We start from the raw sequence: 18,821 nt of genomic DNA on the forward strand, positions 1-18,821 counted from the left end.
TCGGCCGCTGGCGTTGTTCACCGACACGCCGTACTGCGCAAACGCCGTGACCTGCGTGGTCACGATCAGCAGCGCTGCAATGGCGCGCATCCACAGCGGCGTCTTGCGCTCGGTGATGACCACGCTGTCATCGAGCACCGGATCGTCACGGCGCATGCGGCGTTGGGCCTCCCCGAAGAGGAGGTGTTTCAAGAACTGGCGGCTGCGGTTCACGGCGGCTTCTCCCTTACTGGCGGTAGCGGGTGGTGGCGGCGGGCCTTGTTGGCGGCTCTTTGTGCGTCCACCCGAACATCGTCATCGCTTCATCGGTCGGTGAATACGGTACTGACAGGGTTGTCGGTGTTGTCGGTGCCGTAGGTTTTGACAGTGTTGTCGGTGCTTACTGCCCCGGCCCTTGCTGCATGGGTGCCAGGCCTTTGACGGCGTCCACCAGCAGCGGCTCCAGCTTGGGCAGCACCTTGGGCAGGCGGTCTTGAATGAGGCGGGACGACTGCAGGTTCACCACCTGCATCTTCTTCATCAGCGCCACATAGCCCGGGTCTTCATACAGTGCGATCAACTGCTCGACCTCTTCAGCAGAAAACTGCTTCTGGTACAGGTTCAGGTAGGCGGGCCGCACCGAATCCCAGCTGAGCTCGGTGCGCAGCAGGTTCTCGATGGGGGGCAAGGCGTTTTCCACCGCCTGGCGCTGGTTGGGGGTCAGCGGTGCGCCCTTGTTGGTCTGCAAGAGCTTGAGCGTGAGCTGCTGGCGCAAGGGGCCGCCAATGCTGCGCACCGCGGCCTCCAGCGCAGCGTGGGCGCCGTTGAGCTTGAGCAGGCGGTCCACCTGCTCTTCTGTGGGTGGCGCTGCATGGGCAGCCAGTGGCAGCACCGTGCAAACGCCCAGCAGCGCAATGCCCAACAGCTTGCCCGCATGGGCACGAAGCGCGGAAGAAAGAAGCTTGGCCTTCATGATGAATACACCCTCCGATTCTCTTAGTGCAGCTGCCTGGGGGCCGGGCTTGTGGCTTGCCCCCAGGCACTGCTCCATGTCACATGTCACATGTCACATGTCACATGCCCATTGCCATCTGTACCTGTAGAGGTCCGATGGCGTTAAAGCCCGGGCTCAGTCCGAACTCAGTTCTTGCCCAGGAAGTGGTTGACCTTGACGGACTGCTCTTCGTCGCCGTTGTAGTTGGCCTTGGTGCCATCCACATCGGTGAAGTCCACCAGCAGGCCTTCGCCTTTGTAGACCTTCTCTTGTGTGGTGAGCGGGCCGGCCCAGAACACATAGTGTTCGCGGTACTTGGATTCGCGGTTGGACACTTGCGGGCGCATGATCATGCGGCCCTTGCGGTCAAACGCGCTGATCTCGAAGCTGGTCTCGGCCTTGACGGTCTCGTTGTTGTAGATGAGCGCGTCAAAGCGGCTGCGCACGGTTCCGAAAATGTCCACCGTGACGTACACCAGCACTTCGGCACTGGGGTCGGTGGGGGTGGTGGGCACCACGCCGTTGAACAGCAGGTAGTTGCGCACCAGGCCCATGAGCAGGCTGGCGTCGCTCTTGGGCACACTGAAGTTCTGGTAGTCGCCCAGGCCCTTGTACTGCAGGGTCACGTTGGCTTCACCACGGGTGCCTTCGGTTTCGGATTCGGTGTAGCTCGGGCTGGGGCTGACCACTTGCCGGTTGGTGCTGAAGCCGCCCTGCGAGTTGTTGGTATCGCGGTTGCTGCTGCTGCCCGTGGTGGTGTTGCTGCTGCTGTCCGATTGGTCGAAGCTGCTGTTGGTGCGGGTACCACCAGTGACGCTGGTGCTGGAGCCTGAGCTGCTGCCCGAAGACACCATGGTGCTGGCGCTCGAGCCCGAGCCGCTGCCCTGGGTGTTGTTGTAGTTGGTGCCGCTCTCCGACAGGTTGAACACCTGGAAAGCGTTGGTGGTGGTGGTCACCGGGCTGACCACGCTGCCAGCGGTGAACAACAAGCCGGGCGTGAGGCGGCCACCCGAGAGGTTGCCACCGCCCTCGTCTGCCACCAGATCGAACACCAGCGCCGCACGCTTGCCACGCAGCTCGGTCACGTCAATATCCTTGAGTGCAGCGCGAATGCTGGCCGATACCAGCCGCTGCTCAGTGGCAAAGCGCTTGCCGCCACCGTGAGACGGAATGCCCGTCAAGGTGCCGCACGCTGTCAGCGCAAAGCTGGCAAGCAATACAGCCATGACGCCCAGGCGGCGCCCCCATGATGTGCGGTGCGATACGGCGCTGACATGCGCGGCCTCGCCCGCGTGCACTTGCAACGCAGACATGACTCACTCCCTGATGTTTATTTGCAGAAGACACAAATTGTATCTATCGACTTGCAACTCACCAAGGGAATACCCTGTCATATCTGACAGAAGTAGCAGCTTCGTCGGTCATTCTTCGCACTTTTGCGAAGATCTGCTGCGAATCTGCAACAGCGCGAAAACCAGCTCGACAGGACGAGCTGCGGCAGATCAGCGAGGCAAACAGCTGGCCAGATAAGGCGCTTCGCCAAACACCTTGGCGGATTTGCGCGGCGACAACAGGGCCGGCTCGTTACTGGTGGCGGGGAAATAAAGCACGAAGCTGCACCCCCGCGCACCCTTGGGACCAAGCGTGATCTCACCGCGGTCTGCCCTGCCGGTCAGCGACTTTTGCCGCGAAGGGTTGTCACAGGAAGCGGGCAACGGCCATGGCTCGCTCAGCTGGAGCGAAACCAGGCGGCCCTCTGCGGTACTGCCGCGCCGCGACACCTCCACCGTTGCAGAGAACTGTCTCCCCTCGGAAAACTTCGGGTGCGCAGTGCAGTTGTAGGTTTCGGCCTGGGCCGACGTGGCGAGCACCAGACCCCACGTCAATACAAACAGAGCGTGTGACTTCACTCAGCTACCTCAATCAAAACTCAAAGCTCAAAACTCAATGCAAATATCTGTTCATGGCTGGCAGCCAGCAGGCCGCCTTGTGCATCTGCTGGATGCTGTCGCCGTCATGCAGCAATATGCCATGCCTGCCAATCCCCTTGCCAACGAGGGACAAGGTGTTGCGGTCTTCAAAGCGCAGGATGTCTGCCACCCTGACGTCAAATGACCACGGGACCACGGCGGCACGCCTGGGTACCGCTCGGTGAAGCATGCGTGCCACGGCCACGCTGGCCTTGCAAGGTTCACAGTTGACCATTGCCAGAGAAGCCTGCTTCAGTATTGCTCGGGTGCTCGCTCTTCAACCATCGGGCAAAGAAGGCGTTTTGCTCCGCCACGGTAGAGAAGTCGCTGTCGTCGGCCGGATCAAAAATGTCCACCAGCCTGGCTGGTTGGGCATGCTCTTCCATGACCAGCACGTACGCCATTCGGCCACCGCCCATGTCGCGGCTCATGCCTGACGGGTAGACATTCAACCTGGCGCCCTGGCAGCACAGGAAGGCGCTCTGGGGTTCGAGTTGCTCACGGATCGCTTGCAGCGCCTGAAACCAGTCGTCGGCATTGGCAAACAGCAACTGGTTCTCCCAGTGCATGTCAATTCGATACGTCTCCGCGCTTTCAAACAAATCCAACCGGGCGTCCGACCAGTTCGCCTGCCCCTGGAGCTGCTTCATCACCACTTTGATGCGGCAGGTTTCTTCATGCGTCATGCCGCCATTGTTGTGCAGAACGGCGAGCAGACCAAGCGGCAAAGGCGTGGGCTACCGGATCAAGCAGGGATCGGCGGGATTGTCAGCGAGCCTGCTCAGCAGTTGGAACGGCTCAAACGTCGACACGTTGCCGAACGTGTCGCGCGCCTGGCCAGTGAGCGTCACGCCGTTGTGAAACGTGTCGGCAATCCTGAACTGCAAAGTGCCGCCGGTGCGAATCTCGCCAATGCCTGGGCTTGTAAAGTCGACGCGGACCGTGTCGACCAGATTTGTATCGTTGAAGCTGCTCCTCACATCCCGTGCTTCAGGGCCCACCACAACCGAATTGGGCTGGATGTTTTGGGCAGATATTTCAAAGTAACGCATCCCGCTCAGGTCGGACACCAACACGGTCACGTCAATGTTTTGCTCGCCGACGTTGGCCGCGTCGGGAATGATCGCGCAACGGTTGACGCTGGTGGCCGGGTCGTCGTTTCTCGCGGGCAGCTCCGCTCTGATGGCACCGCTGAGCAGCACCTTGAAGTTTGGGCCCTCAAAATCTGTCGTGGAGGGTCTTGGCCGCACACATCCAGCAAGAGACGAGCCGACGAGCGCACAAAGGGCAAGGTTTTTCACGACCTTCATTGGCATATTCGTCTTCAAATTCGCATTCATGTTCTTGTCCTTGAAACTGCTGGCCGCCATCACGGGCTCTGGCTGATGGCGTGATGAACGAGGTTGGTGAGATACCGCCCCCCTGAGCACCAGTTTTCGTTGGCACTGACGCTCTGGGAAGAGGCCACCGACACCACGTACGGCCCCTCGTCCCAGAAGCCGAACACAGGTCCGCCGGAATTGCCTGGCGTCAGGTCTGCGTCTGTCCGCATGGAGCGTGCAGCGCCAAGGTCGTTCCAGGGTTCGTCCAGAAATTTCTCTCGCTGGAAGGTGGGGCGAAGCCCTCCACCAATCGCGCTTGGGTAGCCCACATTCCACCAATACGGTTCGCCGTCCCATGAGCTGTTGTACGTGCGCGTGCCCATCCAGCCAAACAGATCGCCAATACGGTCTGCCGTCACCAGCACCACATAGTCCTCATCCACCTCGGAGAAACTGATTGATGCAGCAGACAACTGGTTGTAGTGGTAGATCGAGATGTATGGCGTCGACGCCCTGACGAAGCCGCCGGCCCTGTGCACTTCCACTGTGCCGCTCAGGTTGCCGCCCCAGTTCATCATATGGCTGGCCGTCAGAACGTGCCGGGGGCCAACAATCACACCTGAGCCGCCACCGCCGGCGGTCACCACGCGGCAAATGGTGCCCCACGGGTAGCTGGTGTCGTTGTAGATTCGCCTGTCCTCTGGTGCAAACACGACCAGTGGATCCAGCTCTTTGCCCCGCTGCATCACACGCATCGGCGGTGGCAGCTTGGCACGCAAAGGCGCGGCACGGGCGGCGAACCAATCGGGAATCATGGGCCGGATCGGCTCGCGCTCTGGTGCACCGGCCTTCTCGGCCTGAATGCCCACCAGCTTGCATTCAGGCAACTCCGGCAGCAGCATGTGCTGCAACTCTTTCGGAATGTCACCTTTGGCCTCCCGGCAAAAGGCCGCCTTCGCTTGCGCATGGGTGAGCGGCGTGTCGCGGGCAACACCATCATCATCACAAGAGTCATGTACGTCGGCCATCAGGCACCTCCAGAGACGGGTTGGAAGGATCAACGGGGGAACACACTGACGACTCTATGACCAATGCACTGAAAGCCAACCCCAGTTTGGGTAATCAGGAAAGGCGCGACTTCTCTTGAAGCCCAAGGACAAAAAAGATGGCTTAGGCGTTCCTCACCAGGACGTTGCCAGGAAGTGGGTGTCAGAGCGTCGGTGCCAGGTCTTGTGTTGTGCCCCGGAGGCCGAAGAGATGGCAAAAGGCAAGGCCCGACCTCAGCGCCCTCGCAATGCCCCCGATCTTGCTTCTTTTGCAAGCCTGAAACTGGTCTGCCCGCCTTGCCTTCGCTGAACTAGCCACGCGGCAGAAACTCCTGGAAAGGCTCCACATGCGTTTGCCTCCACGTCGGCTCCAGCACGGAAACCTTGTCAAAAAGCACTTTGGCTTCTTCCAGCCGCCCCAGCTGCAGCTCTGCACGCGCGAGCCACCAGATCGCCGTTGCGTGGTTCGGATGGGTACGGAGCTTGCGATGGCAGTGACTCACCAGCTTCTGGTAGTTGGCTGCCTCATAGTAGCTGGAGGCCACCTGGGAAAAGTACCCCTGCAGCGCAGCAGTGAGATTTCGTGCGATGGTAGCCAGCCCATTGATCACCCAGACAGCCGTGGCAAAAGCGACAAGAGCGACAAGTACATAAAGAACGCCGCGGATATCCTTGAGTACGGCGACAAGTTCCTGTTCCATGCTTAGATCCTTGAAGTCGCTTGTACGAGGGTGTCGCGCACTTTCATGAGCGCAAAGCCCAGAAGGTTCAGGCCACGCCACAGATTCGGGTTGCTCGCATCGTCATCGTCATGTGCAAGGCCTATGCCCCAGACACTGTCGACCGGGCTGGCCTCTACAAGAATACGCGAGCCAGTTTGCAGCAGATACTCGCCCATTTCTTGGTTCTGCGAGAACTTGGCAAGGTTGGCCCGGATGACAATATCCAACCTGTTCGCCAGCCACCGGGATTCATCGAAGCCACGAACCTGCCGACCCAGAGCTTTCGCCGCGCCTGGATTTGGCGCATCCAGCACCATCGATCGGGTGGCCAGGTCGCCAAACAGCGCCGCCTTTTCGGCCATCATGAAGTGCTCTGCCGTCGGATAGAGCTGCCCGTCCACTGTGAATGGAGAGTCATACCACTGGCTGAAGCAACTGGAAGACACACCTCCGGGGCGCTTCTGGTGGCCCCAGAAGAACACGAACTTCAACCTTTCGCCAGCGTTGAAACGCGCGCAAAGCTCTTCAACAAGTTGTGCGTCCTGCCCGGCACTCATGGCATCTGGCCATCAAGTGCGGTCAACGCCAGAGGCCGCGAACAAGGGGCAAGCAGTTTCGGTCGCCGACCGCCCACATCTGAACCATTCATTTTTTTCTCCCTCCTGACAAAGTCGGGGCAATGTGAGGACCTCATCATGCACCAGTGTTGAAGCTTGATCGTACCAAGCGAACGCCTTGCCAGTGGAATTGTTGCTTTCCTACGAGAGCAGCAGGTACAACAAGACCACAACAGCCACTCCGCCGTCTGCTCCGGAGAGGGTTCGCCCACCCATGGCATGGGCGACGATTTCCGCGATGTTCCAACGCCCTCCCCCGAGCCTGGAGGACAGCTGTGCAACAGCTGCTCTCGGGAGATAGACCGAGCCACACTGTGAACAGCAGAAGAGAGTTCGCTTGTCTTCCCCGACGGTCGCGAAAACGCCTGACTCGCACTCAGGGCACCGAAGTGATGCAATGGGCGAGCCGGTGTGCATGGACATCGCTTCGGCCTGGCAAGGCGCCAGCTTCTGGTCGCCCGCAGAGAGCACCCGCTGGGCCGATCGGGACGGCAGCCATGCACCTTCGCAGTACATGCAAGTCCACACACCGACCATGCCGGCTTCGACCGACGACAGGCGTTCATGACAATTTGGGCAAGCGGGTGTGTTTTTCATGGAGGCAAGCGGCAAACCAACCAGTTCAATGGAGAGGCGAGACGTGCCAACAACTTACCAACGACGTGCGTTCTGGCCTCGCCACTTCATGCATGGCGACCTCAGGACCTCAGGACTTTTTCAAGAGGCTTGCCCTTGGCGAGCTCGTCCACTAGCTTGTCCAGCTGGCGAATGGTCTTCATCAGCGGCTCTTCCACCGCTTCCACGCGGACGCCACAAACAACACCCGTGATCAAGGATCGATTCGGGTTCATTGCCGGCGCGTCGGCAAAAAAGGTCTGGACGTCCACTTCCCTTTTTTCCAACTGATTGGCCAGGCCCGCACTGTCATGACCGGTCAGCCAGCAAATGACGGCATCAAGCTCTTCCCGCGTCCGGCCCTTGCGCTCGACCTTATTGAGGTAGGCGGGATAGAGCGCAGAAAACGACATTCCAAAAATTCGGTGTGCAGTTGCCATGAAACTCCTGGCCCGGTCTGGCGTTGATATCAAATGAAAGCATGCCAGAACCATCCGGCACACTAGGCTCGCTGAGGGAGCAAGACCATCATCTCATACCCAGGGTGAACATTTGCTCATTGACTTCCTTCCCCCATTGGGCGCCGCGCTGGCTGCGCGAGAGCCTGAACCCATGCTTCTCATAAAGGTGTCGTGCAGCGTGCAGTTCATCAAACGTCCACAGGTAGATGCGCTCGTAGCCGCTTGCCTTGCAAAAGTCCATGGCAGCGTTGAGCAAGCTGGACCCCAGCCCATTGCCACGCGAATGATCCGAAGTGATGAACCAGCGCAGATGGGCGCCCGACGCCTGGTAGTGAGAGCCGTCAATGGCAATCGAGCCGTGCAGTTGTCCATCTTCTTGTTCCGCCAGCCACAGGCCATCACGCCCTGGCGTGTAGTCCAGACAAAACTGCGCCAGCTCGGCAGCCACCTTGGCCTCGAAAGGAGCACCAAAACCTACCGTGCGCGAGTAGAAACTCGCATGAAGCTCGGTCACGCGGCCGATGCAGCCGGGGCGATAGCCAAGATGAATGTTCATGGTGATGGTGACGGTGACGGTGATGAGCGCAGGAAAGAGGAAGGCGGACTGAGGATGAAACCTGGTGCTTGAACAAGGAAAAGGCGTGAAGAGGTCTCCTCACGACCGGTGCACATCAGGAGCCGCTCCGCATGAACGGAGGGCAAATTCATGGAATCTCCAAACCCAGGGACTTGAGCTTACTGGCGGCTTCTGCCCCCCATTCCCCGAGATCATTCTGTCCATCTGGATCTGCAAGCAACTCTGCGAGGATCTCATAGTCTTGCCTGGCATTGACCGTATCCCCAAGAAGCTCATAAGACCGGGCTCGTAGCCAGTACACAGCCGCATAATCGGGCTGATAGGGAACCCCTTTCGTGAAAGCGTCTATCGCCTCCCGGTACCGGCCCAACTCGAACAGCGACCATCCGATGTGGTACTGGGTCATCATGCTGCCTCTCGAAGTTTCCAAAGACTCGATCTTCGAGGCCTGCCGCGCAATGAGGAGACTCTCCTCGAATCGTTTTGCCTTCTTGAGATAGAGCGAGTAGTTGATGAGTGGCCGGTACGACGCATTCGAAGCCAGGGACAACGCCTCTGCCTGATCTTCGACCGCTCGTTCAAAGTCACCCAACTGATTGAAGGACCAAGCCCGATGGAACCGCGCTTTCGTCAGCACTTCATTGCTGCCTGAGTCCGCTTTCAAACACTCCGTCAGCTGCTCAACGGCTCCAACACGGCAGCCGCTTGTAGTGTGAGGCAATTCGGTGACGCAGATTCTCGTGGCGCCAAGGACTACAAGAGAGTCCACAACAGATGCCGGATATACGACTGCAGGCACCTTACCCCAAGGTCAACGATCGATCAGTCCCTTGCTGTTGAGCGAGAGTCCATATACAGGGTTAGGCGCCTGCTTCACAGCCGCACCGGCTTGGGTGTGTATCGTGGGTAGATGACCCCAGCCTGCACCTCAATGAGTGCCGGCCAGCTGATTCCGTGAAGTGTGTATAGCGTTGCCTGCATCTGACCTGCAGCGGGCTTCCAGCCGAGCGGGATGAACTCAAATCTCCACTTTTGATCCGGCTCGGACGCCACCGTTGCATAGAAAGTCTGGGAGTCCGAAGAGTCTTCGACCTCGATTTCGACCAGTCCCTGCATTTGCATGCCAGATCGCAGTGCACGCGACGCTGCACGAATGTGTGGACCAGTTTGATGCGCAGAGTATGCGATGAGAGCCGGAAGGATGGCGAACATGAAGTACTGCAGTTGACCGGCGTAGATGCCGAACGCAAGTAAAGCCGCGCAAAGTACTACAGAGAACCCCTTCAGCCAGTGCATGTGGCTGCCACGCGCCATTGATTGGATGGCCGCTATCTGTTCTTTCGTGTTCACGGCTCGAGCGCGCCTAACGACCAAGGCCAGCGGAGGCCATAGGCCGCCCGTGCCGAACCGTTTTGGAGTTGGAGTTGGAGTTGACCCACTTCCGTGGACGGTTATTGGTTTGATTCTCAAACCGTTTCGGTCGCTGTCTCGACATGCACGTCAGCATTGTCGACAGCATCGAACATTGTTTGCTTGCTCCTTTCATAGTTCGTTGGTGATAGGTAGCCCAGGCCGCTGTGGCGGCGTCTGGGGTTGTACCAGCCTTCAATCCAGGTAAAGACCGCCATACGAGCCTGTGACTTGCTCTGGAAGCAATTGCGCTCAATGAGTTCGCCTTCGAGGCTGGCGAAGAAGCTCTCGGCCATAGCGTTGTCATAGGCATCGCCCACTGTCCCCATCGAGGGGCGTACCTTCATCTGCCGGCAGCGCTCCCCAAAGGCCAAGCTCGTGTATTGGCTACCTTGGTCCGAGTGGTGAATGACGCTCTTGGGTTTGCGCTGCTCCAAGGCCATATTCAACGCGGCAAGCACGAGGTCTGCGGTCATGCGCTCTCCCATGGCCCAGCCCACCACGCGCCGGCTCCAGACGTCGATGACCACGGCCAGGTATAGGAATCCCATCCAGGTTGGAACGTAGGTCATATCAGCCACCCAAAGCTGATTTGGCCCCGTGGCGTGAAAGCGCCGGTTGACCAAATCTCTTGCCGGCGTTTGACGCCTGTCGCGCCGGGTGGTGACAGTGAAGCCTCGGCGCTTGCTGATGCCACGGATACCTGCGTCTTTCATCAGGCGCGCCACTCGCTGACGGCTGATGCACACACCCTGCTCATTGAGCTCAGCGCGTACGCGAGGCATTCCATACGATTCGTAGGACTCTCGGTGAATCTGGCGAATGCGCTCGGTCATCACCGCGTTGGCCATGCTGCGCTTGGACGGAGCCCTTTGCCGCCAAGCATAGAAGCCGCTAGCAGAGACACCGAGAACGCGACACATACTACGCACAGGAACGTCGGCCTGGTTCGCCATCACGAGTCGGAAGACTTCGTGGATGTCGCATCGCTGCGACCGGCGAACCAGGCCGTAGCCTTTGCCAGGATGTCTCGCTCCTGCTGTACCTGGCGCAACTGCCGACGCAGCCGCACAAGCTCTTCTCGCTCTGCGGTGGTCAGCCCCTCTTTGCCGGGAAGCGGATGCCCCTCATCAATGGCAGCTTGGCCGACCCAATTGGTGATGGACTGGGCAGTGACACCGAACTCGCGTGAGAGATCCGCAGGTCTGCGACCAGCTTTGACCAGCTCGACCATCTGCTGACGAAATTCCGCCGGGTACGGCGGCCGTACTTTGGACATAATCGACTCCTTGAACACAAAGCATGATGTGTCCACGAAATCGGGTCAACTCCACAAGCGTAGATCTTGCCAGCCTCGGGAATAGTGAAGCCATAGAGCCGCTCGGTGAACTCGGGGATTGATAGCCTTCGTAGCATTGAAACTCTCTCGCTTAGCACTTAGCCGCCTAACGACTGAGTTCAGCGGCTGCCGAAGGCAGTCCGCTGGAAAGACGGGTTGGGCCGGTTGCAGCGCTCATCGTTAGCCGAGCACATGCGCGCCAGCCATTTCTAGCATTTCCCGGTCGATCGCGAGACCTGAAGCTGACCCGATCACCACACTGGTCATTCCGCATCTTGGGCAGCAAGCAGTCGCTCCACCGTCCCACCACTTGGTGATCTCGGAAGGCGGATAAATCTCAGCGCAGGCCATGCAACCGCATTGCTCGCTACGCAGAATTTCCTCGCGATGATCATCCGCCGCGCGTTGATACGAATACGGATCGATCCCTGGATCCCACAGGCGACCGCTTGCGAGGCGAACAGTCATAGACCAGTCCAACTAGATATATACGACAGCCAAGTGCCGGGTAACATGGACGCTGCTGGATAACATGGTCATCGTTTCCTCCCAAAAACGTTTATGACTCAGGGACTTAGGGGATTTATGCTGTACGAATGGACAGGTATAAATAAACCATGAAAGTCCGCACTTCAGCTTCCCCGCGTTTTTCAACGCCCGGTCTTCGTTCTGCTACTCGACTGTTGTGTTGGACCAGGTGCACGAGATGATTCGTTGCAGGCACTATAGCCTGAGTACCAAGAAATCGCATGTGCTTGCGACACCGTTCTTTGTTCGGTGGCACGGGCGCACCGGTACCATGCGGCATCTGCGCGACACCCAGTCGCATGCATGCCTCCATGCCTGGCTGCGATCCGCACCTGCTCCTGCTATTGCACGCCCCGCGTCAGGCTCTGGGCAAACAGCTCCAGCGCCAGCCGCCTCCTCTGGCGCTGCGCTCTGGGATGGTCGGCCCAGGTGGTGGTGTCGTTTTCTCGCCTGGCCTCCGTGCCCAATCCGCTGGCTTCGATTGCCTGCAAGCGCATGCGGAGAAGAACGGCCTCTGCCTGGTAGGCTTTGATTTGATGCTGCGTCCGGGCAGAGAGAACCTCCTTTTGCGTTTTTTGCTGCTTGACAGTCTCAATGCCTGCGCTTTCTGAAGCTTCGCCATTGCCGTCACTCTGCTTCATCCATCGTGCCATCCGGCGCCACAGCCGCGCCACCGCCGCCACCGCCAGCAAGGGGAGACCAATCCATTTCATCTCGACCCACAGCCAGTCCAGGGTGAACATGCGCATGCCGCTCACGCTGATGGGGCGCCACGGCAGACAGGTTCTTGCATCGTCCAGCGGCCAAAACCAGGCGGTGCAGATGCCGGCGTTGATGAGGTTGTCGAGCAGAGGGTGCGAGAGTGTGCAGAGCAGGATGAAGCTGGCTGCGATGGCGCGATCAGCCCACCGCAGTTTCCGCGTTTGCTGTGCTTGCCGGCGCCAGGGCACGGCCCATAGCCACGCCAGCACGGCCAACAGCACGGCAAATCCAATGGAGTGGGTGAACCCGCGGTGGCCATAGATGTGGCCGTATGGGAAGCCGCCCAGCTTCATGACGAGGAAGTCGACGTCGGGCAGGACGGCGCAGGCTGCGCCGGCGAGCATCAGGCGTGGGGAGATGATGCGTTTCCCGACGGTGGCAGCCAGACCGATGGCGGGGGCGAAATGCAGAAAGACAGCCATGATGGATGAGAGCCTTTGAAATGTGTGTCTGTATGCCGGTGAGTGGGCTGTGCACGGAGCCGCTCAGCGCGGCCCCGTCACTTTGACGCGGAAAGCCTCAGGCGGGCTTCAGCCCCGTGCCGCCGCTGTTTCCAGCCGGCGGAGTGGGCGGCGATGGCGGCAGGCCTCCCGACCTGCCGGGCTGCGGTGGCTGCGGTTTGCCACCGACGCTGGGCAACTTCATCACGTTGTACCAGTCGATCTTGCGGGTGGCGATCATCACCAGAGCCAGCACGGCAAACAGCAGGAAAGAGCCCATCATCAGCGCGTTGTCTTCCGACATGAGAATCCCGTAGAGCACACCGTACACGGCCACCAGCATGCTGCTCATGCCAAAGGACTGACGCCAGCCCCCGAGCACGTGGCGCAGGTAGTAGCCCAGCAGCGCAATACAGGCTGCGCTGGCCGAGAAGTAAGCCATGGCGAACGACACATGCTCGGACAGCGAGAGCAGCAGCAGGAAGAACACCACGAGCGCAGCGCCGACCATGAGGTACTGCATGGGGTGAACTCGCCAGCGCCGGACGGCTTCGCTGATGAAAAAGCCCACAAAGGTCAGCACCACGAACAGCATGCCGTATTTGGCCGCACGATCAGTGAGACGGTAGACGTCCACCGGGTCTTGCAGGTTGACGGCAAAGTTCTCCAGGTGCTGGCGGTGGCCGTCGTTGGCGCCGGTTTGCTTCAACGCGTCCAGTGCGGTGGTCTGGGCGCTGGAAGAGAGTGATGGCACACGCCAGGTGGCAGAGAAACCGCTGCCGGAGACGTCGCGCTGTCGCGGCAGAAAGCTGCCGTTGAAGTTGGGATGCGGCCAGGGCGATGTGACGGTCACGCTGTTGTCATCGGCCAGTGGCACCCAGCCCAGCCGGTCTGTGCCAGCCAGATCCAGATCAAGCACGAAGTCCAATGGCTCGCCGGCCCTGAGTGACATGCCTTTGAGATCTACACCGAGAGGCATCAAGGGGTGCGGGTTCTGGGTGATCTGATCGATCTCGAAGGTTCTGCCACTGAAGTTGAGCTCGGGCTTGCCCAGCAGACCTCGCACATCGCTGACGTTCATCAGAACGCGCGGAGTCCCCCACTCGATCACACCCTGGTTGTGCACGGGCTTTTCCGGTGTCCACACGAAGCGGCCTGCACTGCGCTGCTGGCTGTTGTAGACCGTGACCGGGAAGATGCCTCGCATGCGGGTTTCGGTGTCGATCTGCGCCTGCGTCTCCAGGCGTGACGGGAACACCACTTGCCAGGAGGCACGCTCGCGCGTTTCGGTGCGGATTTTCTCGCCCTCTTTGCCGTAGCGAACCGTCACAGGGTAGCGCTCGGTAAAGGGCACCCACAGGACCGGGCCCGAGACCACTTGCTGGCGGGCGTGCGAGTTGGCTACTTCGCGGGTGGCCTGATCGCGGTAGCGGGACCGCTCCTGGATGGTGGCTTGCACCATCAGCAGTGGAATCCATAACATGATCATCAGCATGCCGATGATGACGCTCTTGCTGAGCAGCGGAAATTTGTTCACCTCAAGCTCCCTTCTTGTTGGTGGTGGTGTCGTTGGGCCTGAACGCTGCGCCCCGGTGGGACGTCAGCAGATGAAACGCAGTCTAGGAAGCGCGCAAGAAGCCCTCACGCACGCGGCATGAAGCGAGGAAGAATTTTGTGAAGCGGGTGTGAAACGCCGGCTTCAGCCCCCGACCGGGCTTTGGCGGTCTGCCGGCTTGGCTCGTTGCTGTGGCGCTTGCGGCTGCTGCCGTGGCAGGCGCATGGTGGCGATGCAGCCGCCTTCAGGGTGGTTGCCCACATCGGCCTGGGCATGGTGCAGTTCCGCCACTTCGCGCACCATGGACAGGCCCAGGCCGGAGCTGCGGTCCTGACCTTCTGCGCGGGGCAGAGAATAGAAACGCTCAAACACCCGGTCTGCCGCGTAGTCAGGCACGCCCTGGCCATGATCGCGCACCCGCCAGATGATGTGCTCCGGCCCGTCGCCGGAGAGGCTGATGTCGATGCGACCTGCTTCGGGCGAAAAGTCGATGGCGTTGTCCAGCAGGTTGTGCAGTGCCTGGCGCAACAGGAAGCCACTGCCTTGCACCACGGTGTTCAGGCTGCTGTCCACTTGCAGCGACACATCGAGCTGGCGCGAATGCCAGCGAGGCTCCAGAGACTGCACCACTTCGCGGGACAGGGCCGCCAGGTCCACCGGCTCCACCGCGTCCAGCGCACGCATGTGCTCCACATCGGCCAGGGCCAGCAGGCGCTCGATGAGCTGGTGCAGGCGCTCAGTCTGGCGCTGGATATTGCCCACAAAGCGCTGGCGGTCGGCCTCGGGCAAGTCTTCCTGCAGCAGCTCGGCCGCGCCTTTCACTGCGGCCAGCGGGCTCTTGAGCTCGTGCGTAAGCGTGTGGACGTAGCGCTCCACATAGTCCTTGTCTTCCAGCTTGAGCCGCATGTGCTCCACCGCTTCGGCCAGATCGGTGAATTCGGTGCGACCACTGAGCCGACCCATCCGCGGGAGCTGGGCTCGCTCGCCACGGGCCACGGCCAGCGCATAGCCCGTGAGCCGCGACATGGAGCTGGCCAGCCACCAGGTCATGATCACGCCCAGGGCCAGCGTCACGCCCAGCACGATCCAGGACCAGTAAAGAATGCGCTCTTCGCTGCGGGTGACATAGGGATCCAGCGTTCGATTCTGGCGCGAGACGGACAGCACGCCGACCAGACGCTTGCCATCCAGAATGGGCGCAGCCACATGCATGGCAGTGCTGCCCGGATCTTTCTCATCGACCAGACTGGAGCGGGCTCCGTATTGGCCACGCAATGTCAGGTAAATGTCGTTCCAGCGAGAGTGGTCTTGTCCGACGGCCTTGCCTTCGCTGTCAAACACGACAACGCCTTGGTCGTCTGTGACGATGACATGCAGACCGGGCTCGGTTTTGACAAAGCCCCAGATATCCGCTTTGATGCGGCTGCTGGCATAGGCCTCGATGGCCTGTGCAAAACCACCGCTGGCCATCCTGCCCTCGCGCATGTCGGGCGCGGCCAGTGCCGCCATGGCATGGGCCGTGTCGACCAGACTGTCTTCCATGGCCAGGCGTGTGCCCGGCTTGACCTCCTGTACAAACACCCGCAGCACCACCCACAGCGAGAGGCCGAGCACCAGAAAGAAGATCAGCAAAAGGCGAAGGCCGATGCGCATGGTGACTGGTATTTTTCCTGCTCGCTGTTGGCTGGCCCGATCACCCGGCCTACGCGGGCATCTGCAGCGAGTAGCCCATGTTGCGATGGGTCTGGATGACTTCTGCCGTGAGGCCATGCTCGCGCAGCTTGGCTCGCACCAGCTTCACATGGGCATCGACCGTGCGCTCAGACGAATCCAGCGCGTCGGCCCAGACCATGTCCATCAGCTCAGAGCGGGAGAAGATGCGCTGAGGCCTGCGCAGCAAGGTGGCCAGCAGCAGATACTCGTAGCGGGTCAGGCTCATGGCTTCTCCCCGGCAACGTATGCGCTGATTGGTCTCATCCAGCGCCAGGGCGGCTTCATCGCCTGAGGCCCCGCTGACTCCGGCGCCCACGCGGCTCGCGGTGCTGCTCTCGCCCTGCACCTCCTGCCGTGCGCTGCGTCGCAGAATCGCTTTGACGCGGGCACAGACCTCACGTGGCGAAAAAGGCTTGGTCACATAGTCATCCGCCCCCAGCTCCAGACCCAGAATCCGGTCGATCTCTTCTCCCCGGGCGGTGAGGAAGACGATGGGCAGGTCACTGCTCTTGCGCATCTGCTTGCACACATCAAAGCCATTGCCATCCGGCACACCGACGTCCAGGATGGCCAGATCAGGCGCCTGCCGTGCAAACACGTCAATCGCCTGTGCAGCGAGCGAGACATGCTCGACCTCGAACCCTTCCGAGCGCAGCGCATAGAGCAGCGTGTCGGCAATGGTCTGTTCGTCTTCCAGCAGGAGTATGCGCGCAGTCATGGCTGATTCAGCATCTGGTGGCAATGGGTGTGATACAGACTGCATCATAGAGCCATGACACCCCTGCCCCGTCGCGGCCACCTCGGGCTTATGATGAACAGACAAGCAACAGGAGAGAGTCATGCCGCAACGCAGCCCACTACTGGAAGGCAAGCGGGTGCTGATCACCCAGGCCAGCGAGTTCATGGGGCCGACCCTGTGTGAAGTCTTTGCAGAGCACGGCGCCCAAGTCATCGAAAGTGATGCCGACCTTGCGCCGGAGGCTGCCGCCGCTGAGGTGGTGGCATCAGCCGGCCCCATCGACGTGCTGGTGGCCAACCTGGCCATTTCTGCACCGGACACACCGCTGACCGACATTGGCGAGGACGAATGGCGCGAGGTGTTCGCTGCACTGGTGGACCCGCTGCCCCGGCTGGTGCGCACTGTCTTGCCAGACATGGTCGAGCAAGGCGGCGGCAAGATCCTGGTCATGGGCAGCGCCTCTGCTCTCAAGGGCATGAAGCGGCGTGCCACCTACAGTGCCGCACGGGGCGCTCAGTTGGCCTATGTACAGGCCGCCGGCGTGGAAGCGGCGCCACAGGGTGTGCAGATCAACCTGATTGCCCAGAATTTCGTCGAGAACCCCACCTACTTCCCGCCGGAAGTGCAGGCCCACCCTGCATTCAAGGAAAGGATGAAGCAGGTGCCACTCGGAAGACTGGTGACTGCCCGGGAAGACGCCGAGTTTGCGGCCTATCTCTGCAGCGACCACGCGGACTGCTTTGTGGGCCAGGTGTTCCCCGTGTGCGGCGGCTGGGTGCAGCGCTGACGCCCGCTGTGGCGCCCCGGCAGGATGACCTGGTCACTGGTTCCAAGCATCACGGGCTGGCTGGCCCTGACCCTGTGGGCCGGCAGCTTTGTGCTGATGCTGCGCCTTCCCTGGCTGGAGAACATCGCCCGCGGAATGCCACGCCTGTACTGGTGGCACCACGCCACGGGCGCCATCACTTACATGACCTTGCTGTTGCACACTGCCAGCGCCGCCGTGCCGGCGCTGGCGCAAGGCCAGCAGGACAGCGCGGCCTGGATGCTCAACCCCCTGGCCGCTACCGGCCCGTACCGCTGGGGCTGGATCGCCTTGCTGGCGCTGATGCTGATGATGGTGGTGACCTTCTGGGTTCCGCTGCGATATCGCCGGTGGCGGCAAGTGCACTGGCTGGTCCTGCCAGCTGCGATGGCCGGTGCCTGGCACGCGTGGAACCTTGCCGGAGGCGCCATGGCGCAGGCTTCGGCATGGGTGTTCGCACTGACCGTGCTCGCCAGCACTGCCATGCACGCCATCATGCGCTGGACGGCCTGGCAGGCCCATGCCTACAGGGTGGAGGCTATCCGCACCATCCGGCCGGACCTGATCACCATGGATCTCGTCGCAGAATCCGGCACCCGCTCCCTGAGCTGGAAGCCCGGGCAGTTCGTGTTTGTGTCGTTTGGTGAAGGCATCGGCTGGCGAGGCTGTGGCGAATGGCACCCCTACACCATCGCGGGTTCTGTGCCCGGCCACAGCGCAGACCAGGCCATGCGGCTTCTCATTCGCGCCCAGGGCCCATGCTCGTCCCATGTACAGCATGCGCCGGCTGGGACCCAGGTACAGGTGCGAGGCCCACACGGCCGTTTTCTGAGCGAAACCCATGCTGCTGTCGGCATTCGACCCCAGCTCTGGGTAGCTGGCGGCATCGGTGTCACCCCGTTTCTCGCCGCCGCCCAGCACCTGACGCCCGACGCGCACACCGAGTTTGTTCACATCCGACGCCCGCAAGACGCCGGGCTGCAGGAGCTGATTCCCGACCCTGCGGCAGTGCCCAGGGGAACCCGCCTGCACGATCTGGTATCTCATGCGGCAGATCTGGACAGCATTTGGCGACAATTGGGCCATCTCGTGCCAGACTTGGCACAGCGCGAAGTGTTCCTCTGTGGCCCGCCAGGTCTGGTGGCACAGCTCACTGCCCGGTTGGCGGCGGCTGGCGTTGGTCCACAACACATACACAGTGAAAGGTTTGATTTCCGATGAAAGCGC

General features: G+C 60.8%; 22 protein-coding genes. 2 read left to right on the forward strand and 20 right to left on the reverse strand.

Features of this window, described 5'->3' with window-relative positions; translation table 11 throughout:
- The 20 genes from ABWV89_RS16550 to creB form a co-directional block, all read right to left on the reverse strand.
- A partial coding sequence (locus ABWV89_RS16550) for a hypothetical protein (protein WP_353399342.1) occupies window positions 1–192 on the reverse strand: 192 nt, incomplete at its 3' end.
- A gap of 187 nt (window positions 193–379) precedes the next feature.
- A complete protein-coding gene (locus ABWV89_RS16555) occupies window positions 380–952 on the reverse strand; it encodes a DUF2059 domain-containing protein (RefSeq protein WP_353399345.1) in 573 nt (190 codons plus the stop codon).
- 167 nt (window positions 953–1,119) lie between these two features.
- Window positions 1,120–2,286, reverse strand: a complete 1,167-nt coding sequence (locus ABWV89_RS16560) for a hypothetical protein (RefSeq protein WP_353399348.1) — start codon at window positions 2,284–2,286, stop codon at window positions 1,120–1,122.
- 189 nt (window positions 2,287–2,475) lie between these two features.
- Window positions 2,476–2,883, reverse strand: coding sequence for a hypothetical protein (locus ABWV89_RS16565; RefSeq protein WP_353399350.1), 408 nt, complete (start codon window positions 2,881–2,883; stop codon window positions 2,476–2,478).
- Window positions 2,884–2,917: 34 nt separating this feature from the next.
- Window positions 2,918–3,178 carry a hypothetical protein gene (locus ABWV89_RS16570; RefSeq protein WP_353399353.1) on the reverse strand — a complete coding sequence of 87 codons (261 nt, stop codon included), beginning with the start codon at window positions 3,176–3,178 and terminating at the stop codon, window positions 2,918–2,920.
- Window positions 3,165–3,629 (reverse strand): hypothetical protein, encoded by a 465-nt coding sequence (locus ABWV89_RS16575; protein ID WP_353399356.1) that lies wholly within the window; start codon window positions 3,627–3,629, stop codon window positions 3,165–3,167. The genes ABWV89_RS16570 and ABWV89_RS16575 overlap by 14 nt, the downstream gene beginning before the upstream one ends.
- A 51-nt stretch (window positions 3,630–3,680) precedes the next feature.
- Entirely contained in the window at window positions 3,681–4,283 is a 603-nt protein-coding gene (locus tag ABWV89_RS16580; protein WP_353399359.1) for a hypothetical protein, read from the reverse strand.
- Between the two features lie 29 nt (window positions 4,284–4,312).
- Window positions 4,313–5,293, reverse strand: a complete 981-nt coding sequence (locus ABWV89_RS16585) for a trypsin-like serine peptidase (protein WP_353399362.1) — start codon at window positions 5,291–5,293, stop codon at window positions 4,313–4,315.
- Between the two features lie 329 nt (window positions 5,294–5,622).
- Window positions 5,623–6,012: a tetratricopeptide repeat protein gene (locus ABWV89_RS16590; RefSeq protein ID WP_353399365.1), complete on the reverse strand. Its 390-nt coding sequence runs from the start codon at window positions 6,010–6,012 to the stop codon at window positions 5,623–5,625.
- A gap of 2 nt (window positions 6,013–6,014) precedes the next feature.
- Window positions 6,015–6,590: a riboflavin biosynthesis intermediates N-glycosidase gene (gene ybiA, locus ABWV89_RS16595; protein ID WP_353399368.1), complete on the reverse strand. Its 576-nt coding sequence runs from the start codon at window positions 6,588–6,590 to the stop codon at window positions 6,015–6,017.
- Window positions 6,591–6,791: 201 nt separating this feature from the next.
- Entirely contained in the window at window positions 6,792–7,247 is a 456-nt protein-coding gene (locus tag ABWV89_RS16600) for a zf-TFIIB domain-containing protein (RefSeq protein WP_353399371.1), read from the reverse strand.
- 101 nt (window positions 7,248–7,348) lie between these two features.
- Window positions 7,349–7,705 carry a DUF2200 domain-containing protein gene (locus tag ABWV89_RS16605; RefSeq protein ID WP_353399374.1) on the reverse strand — a complete coding sequence of 119 codons (357 nt, stop codon included), beginning with the start codon at window positions 7,703–7,705 and terminating at the stop codon, window positions 7,349–7,351.
- A gap of 88 nt (window positions 7,706–7,793) precedes the next feature.
- Entirely contained in the window at window positions 7,794–8,282 is a 489-nt protein-coding gene (locus ABWV89_RS16610) for a GNAT family N-acetyltransferase (RefSeq protein WP_353399377.1), read from the reverse strand.
- A gap of 148 nt (window positions 8,283–8,430) precedes the next feature.
- A complete protein-coding gene (locus ABWV89_RS16615; RefSeq protein WP_353399380.1) occupies window positions 8,431–8,967 on the reverse strand; it encodes a tetratricopeptide repeat protein in 537 nt (178 codons plus the stop codon).
- A gap of 209 nt (window positions 8,968–9,176) precedes the next feature.
- Complete coding sequence (locus ABWV89_RS16620; RefSeq protein ID WP_353399383.1) at window positions 9,177–9,653, reverse strand: hypothetical protein; 477 nt, start codon at window positions 9,651–9,653, stop codon at window positions 9,177–9,179.
- A 116-nt stretch (window positions 9,654–9,769) separates the two neighbouring features.
- Window positions 9,770–10,992 (reverse strand): IS3 family transposase gene (locus tag ABWV89_RS16625; RefSeq protein WP_353399386.1). Its coding sequence is split into 2 segments (ribosomal slippage): window positions 9,770–10,734 and window positions 10,734–10,992, totalling 1,224 coding nucleotides; the frame shifts between segments, so codons are not numbered across the junction.
- 929 nt (window positions 10,993–11,921) lie between these two features.
- Complete coding sequence (locus ABWV89_RS16630; RefSeq protein ID WP_353399389.1) at window positions 11,922–12,764, reverse strand: metal-dependent hydrolase; 843 nt, start codon at window positions 12,762–12,764, stop codon at window positions 11,922–11,924.
- Window positions 12,765–12,861: 97 nt separating this feature from the next.
- Window positions 12,862–14,319 (reverse strand): cell envelope integrity protein CreD, encoded by a 1,458-nt coding sequence (gene creD, locus ABWV89_RS16635; protein WP_353399392.1) that lies wholly within the window; start codon window positions 14,317–14,319, stop codon window positions 12,862–12,864.
- Window positions 14,320–14,481: 162 nt separating this feature from the next.
- The gene (creC, locus tag ABWV89_RS16640) at window positions 14,482–15,990 is read right to left on the reverse strand and encodes a two-component system sensor histidine kinase CreC (RefSeq protein WP_353399395.1); all 1,509 of its coding nucleotides are present in this window, start codon (window positions 15,988–15,990) and stop codon (window positions 14,482–14,484) included.
- 49 nt (window positions 15,991–16,039) lie between these two features.
- Window positions 16,040–16,768, reverse strand: coding sequence for a two-component system response regulator CreB (gene creB, locus ABWV89_RS16645; RefSeq protein WP_353399398.1), 729 nt, complete (start codon window positions 16,766–16,768; stop codon window positions 16,040–16,042).
- Window positions 16,769–16,889: 121 nt separating this feature from the next.
- Between creB and ABWV89_RS16650 the strand changes: the two genes are divergently transcribed.
- Both ABWV89_RS16650 and ABWV89_RS16655 read left to right on the forward strand, forming a co-directional pair.
- Window positions 16,890–17,576: an SDR family oxidoreductase gene (locus ABWV89_RS16650; protein WP_353399401.1), complete on the forward strand. Its 687-nt coding sequence runs from the start codon at window positions 16,890–16,892 to the stop codon at window positions 17,574–17,576.
- A gap of 24 nt (window positions 17,577–17,600) precedes the next feature.
- A complete protein-coding gene (locus ABWV89_RS16655; RefSeq protein WP_353399403.1) occupies window positions 17,601–18,815 on the forward strand; it encodes a ferric reductase-like transmembrane domain-containing protein in 1,215 nt (404 codons plus the stop codon).
- Window positions 18,816–18,821 lie beyond the last annotated feature (6 nt).

This window comes from Hydrogenophaga sp. 5NK40-0174 (assembly GCF_040372165.1).
Classification (GTDB): domain Bacteria; phylum Pseudomonadota; class Gammaproteobacteria; order Burkholderiales; family Burkholderiaceae_C; genus Hydrogenophaga.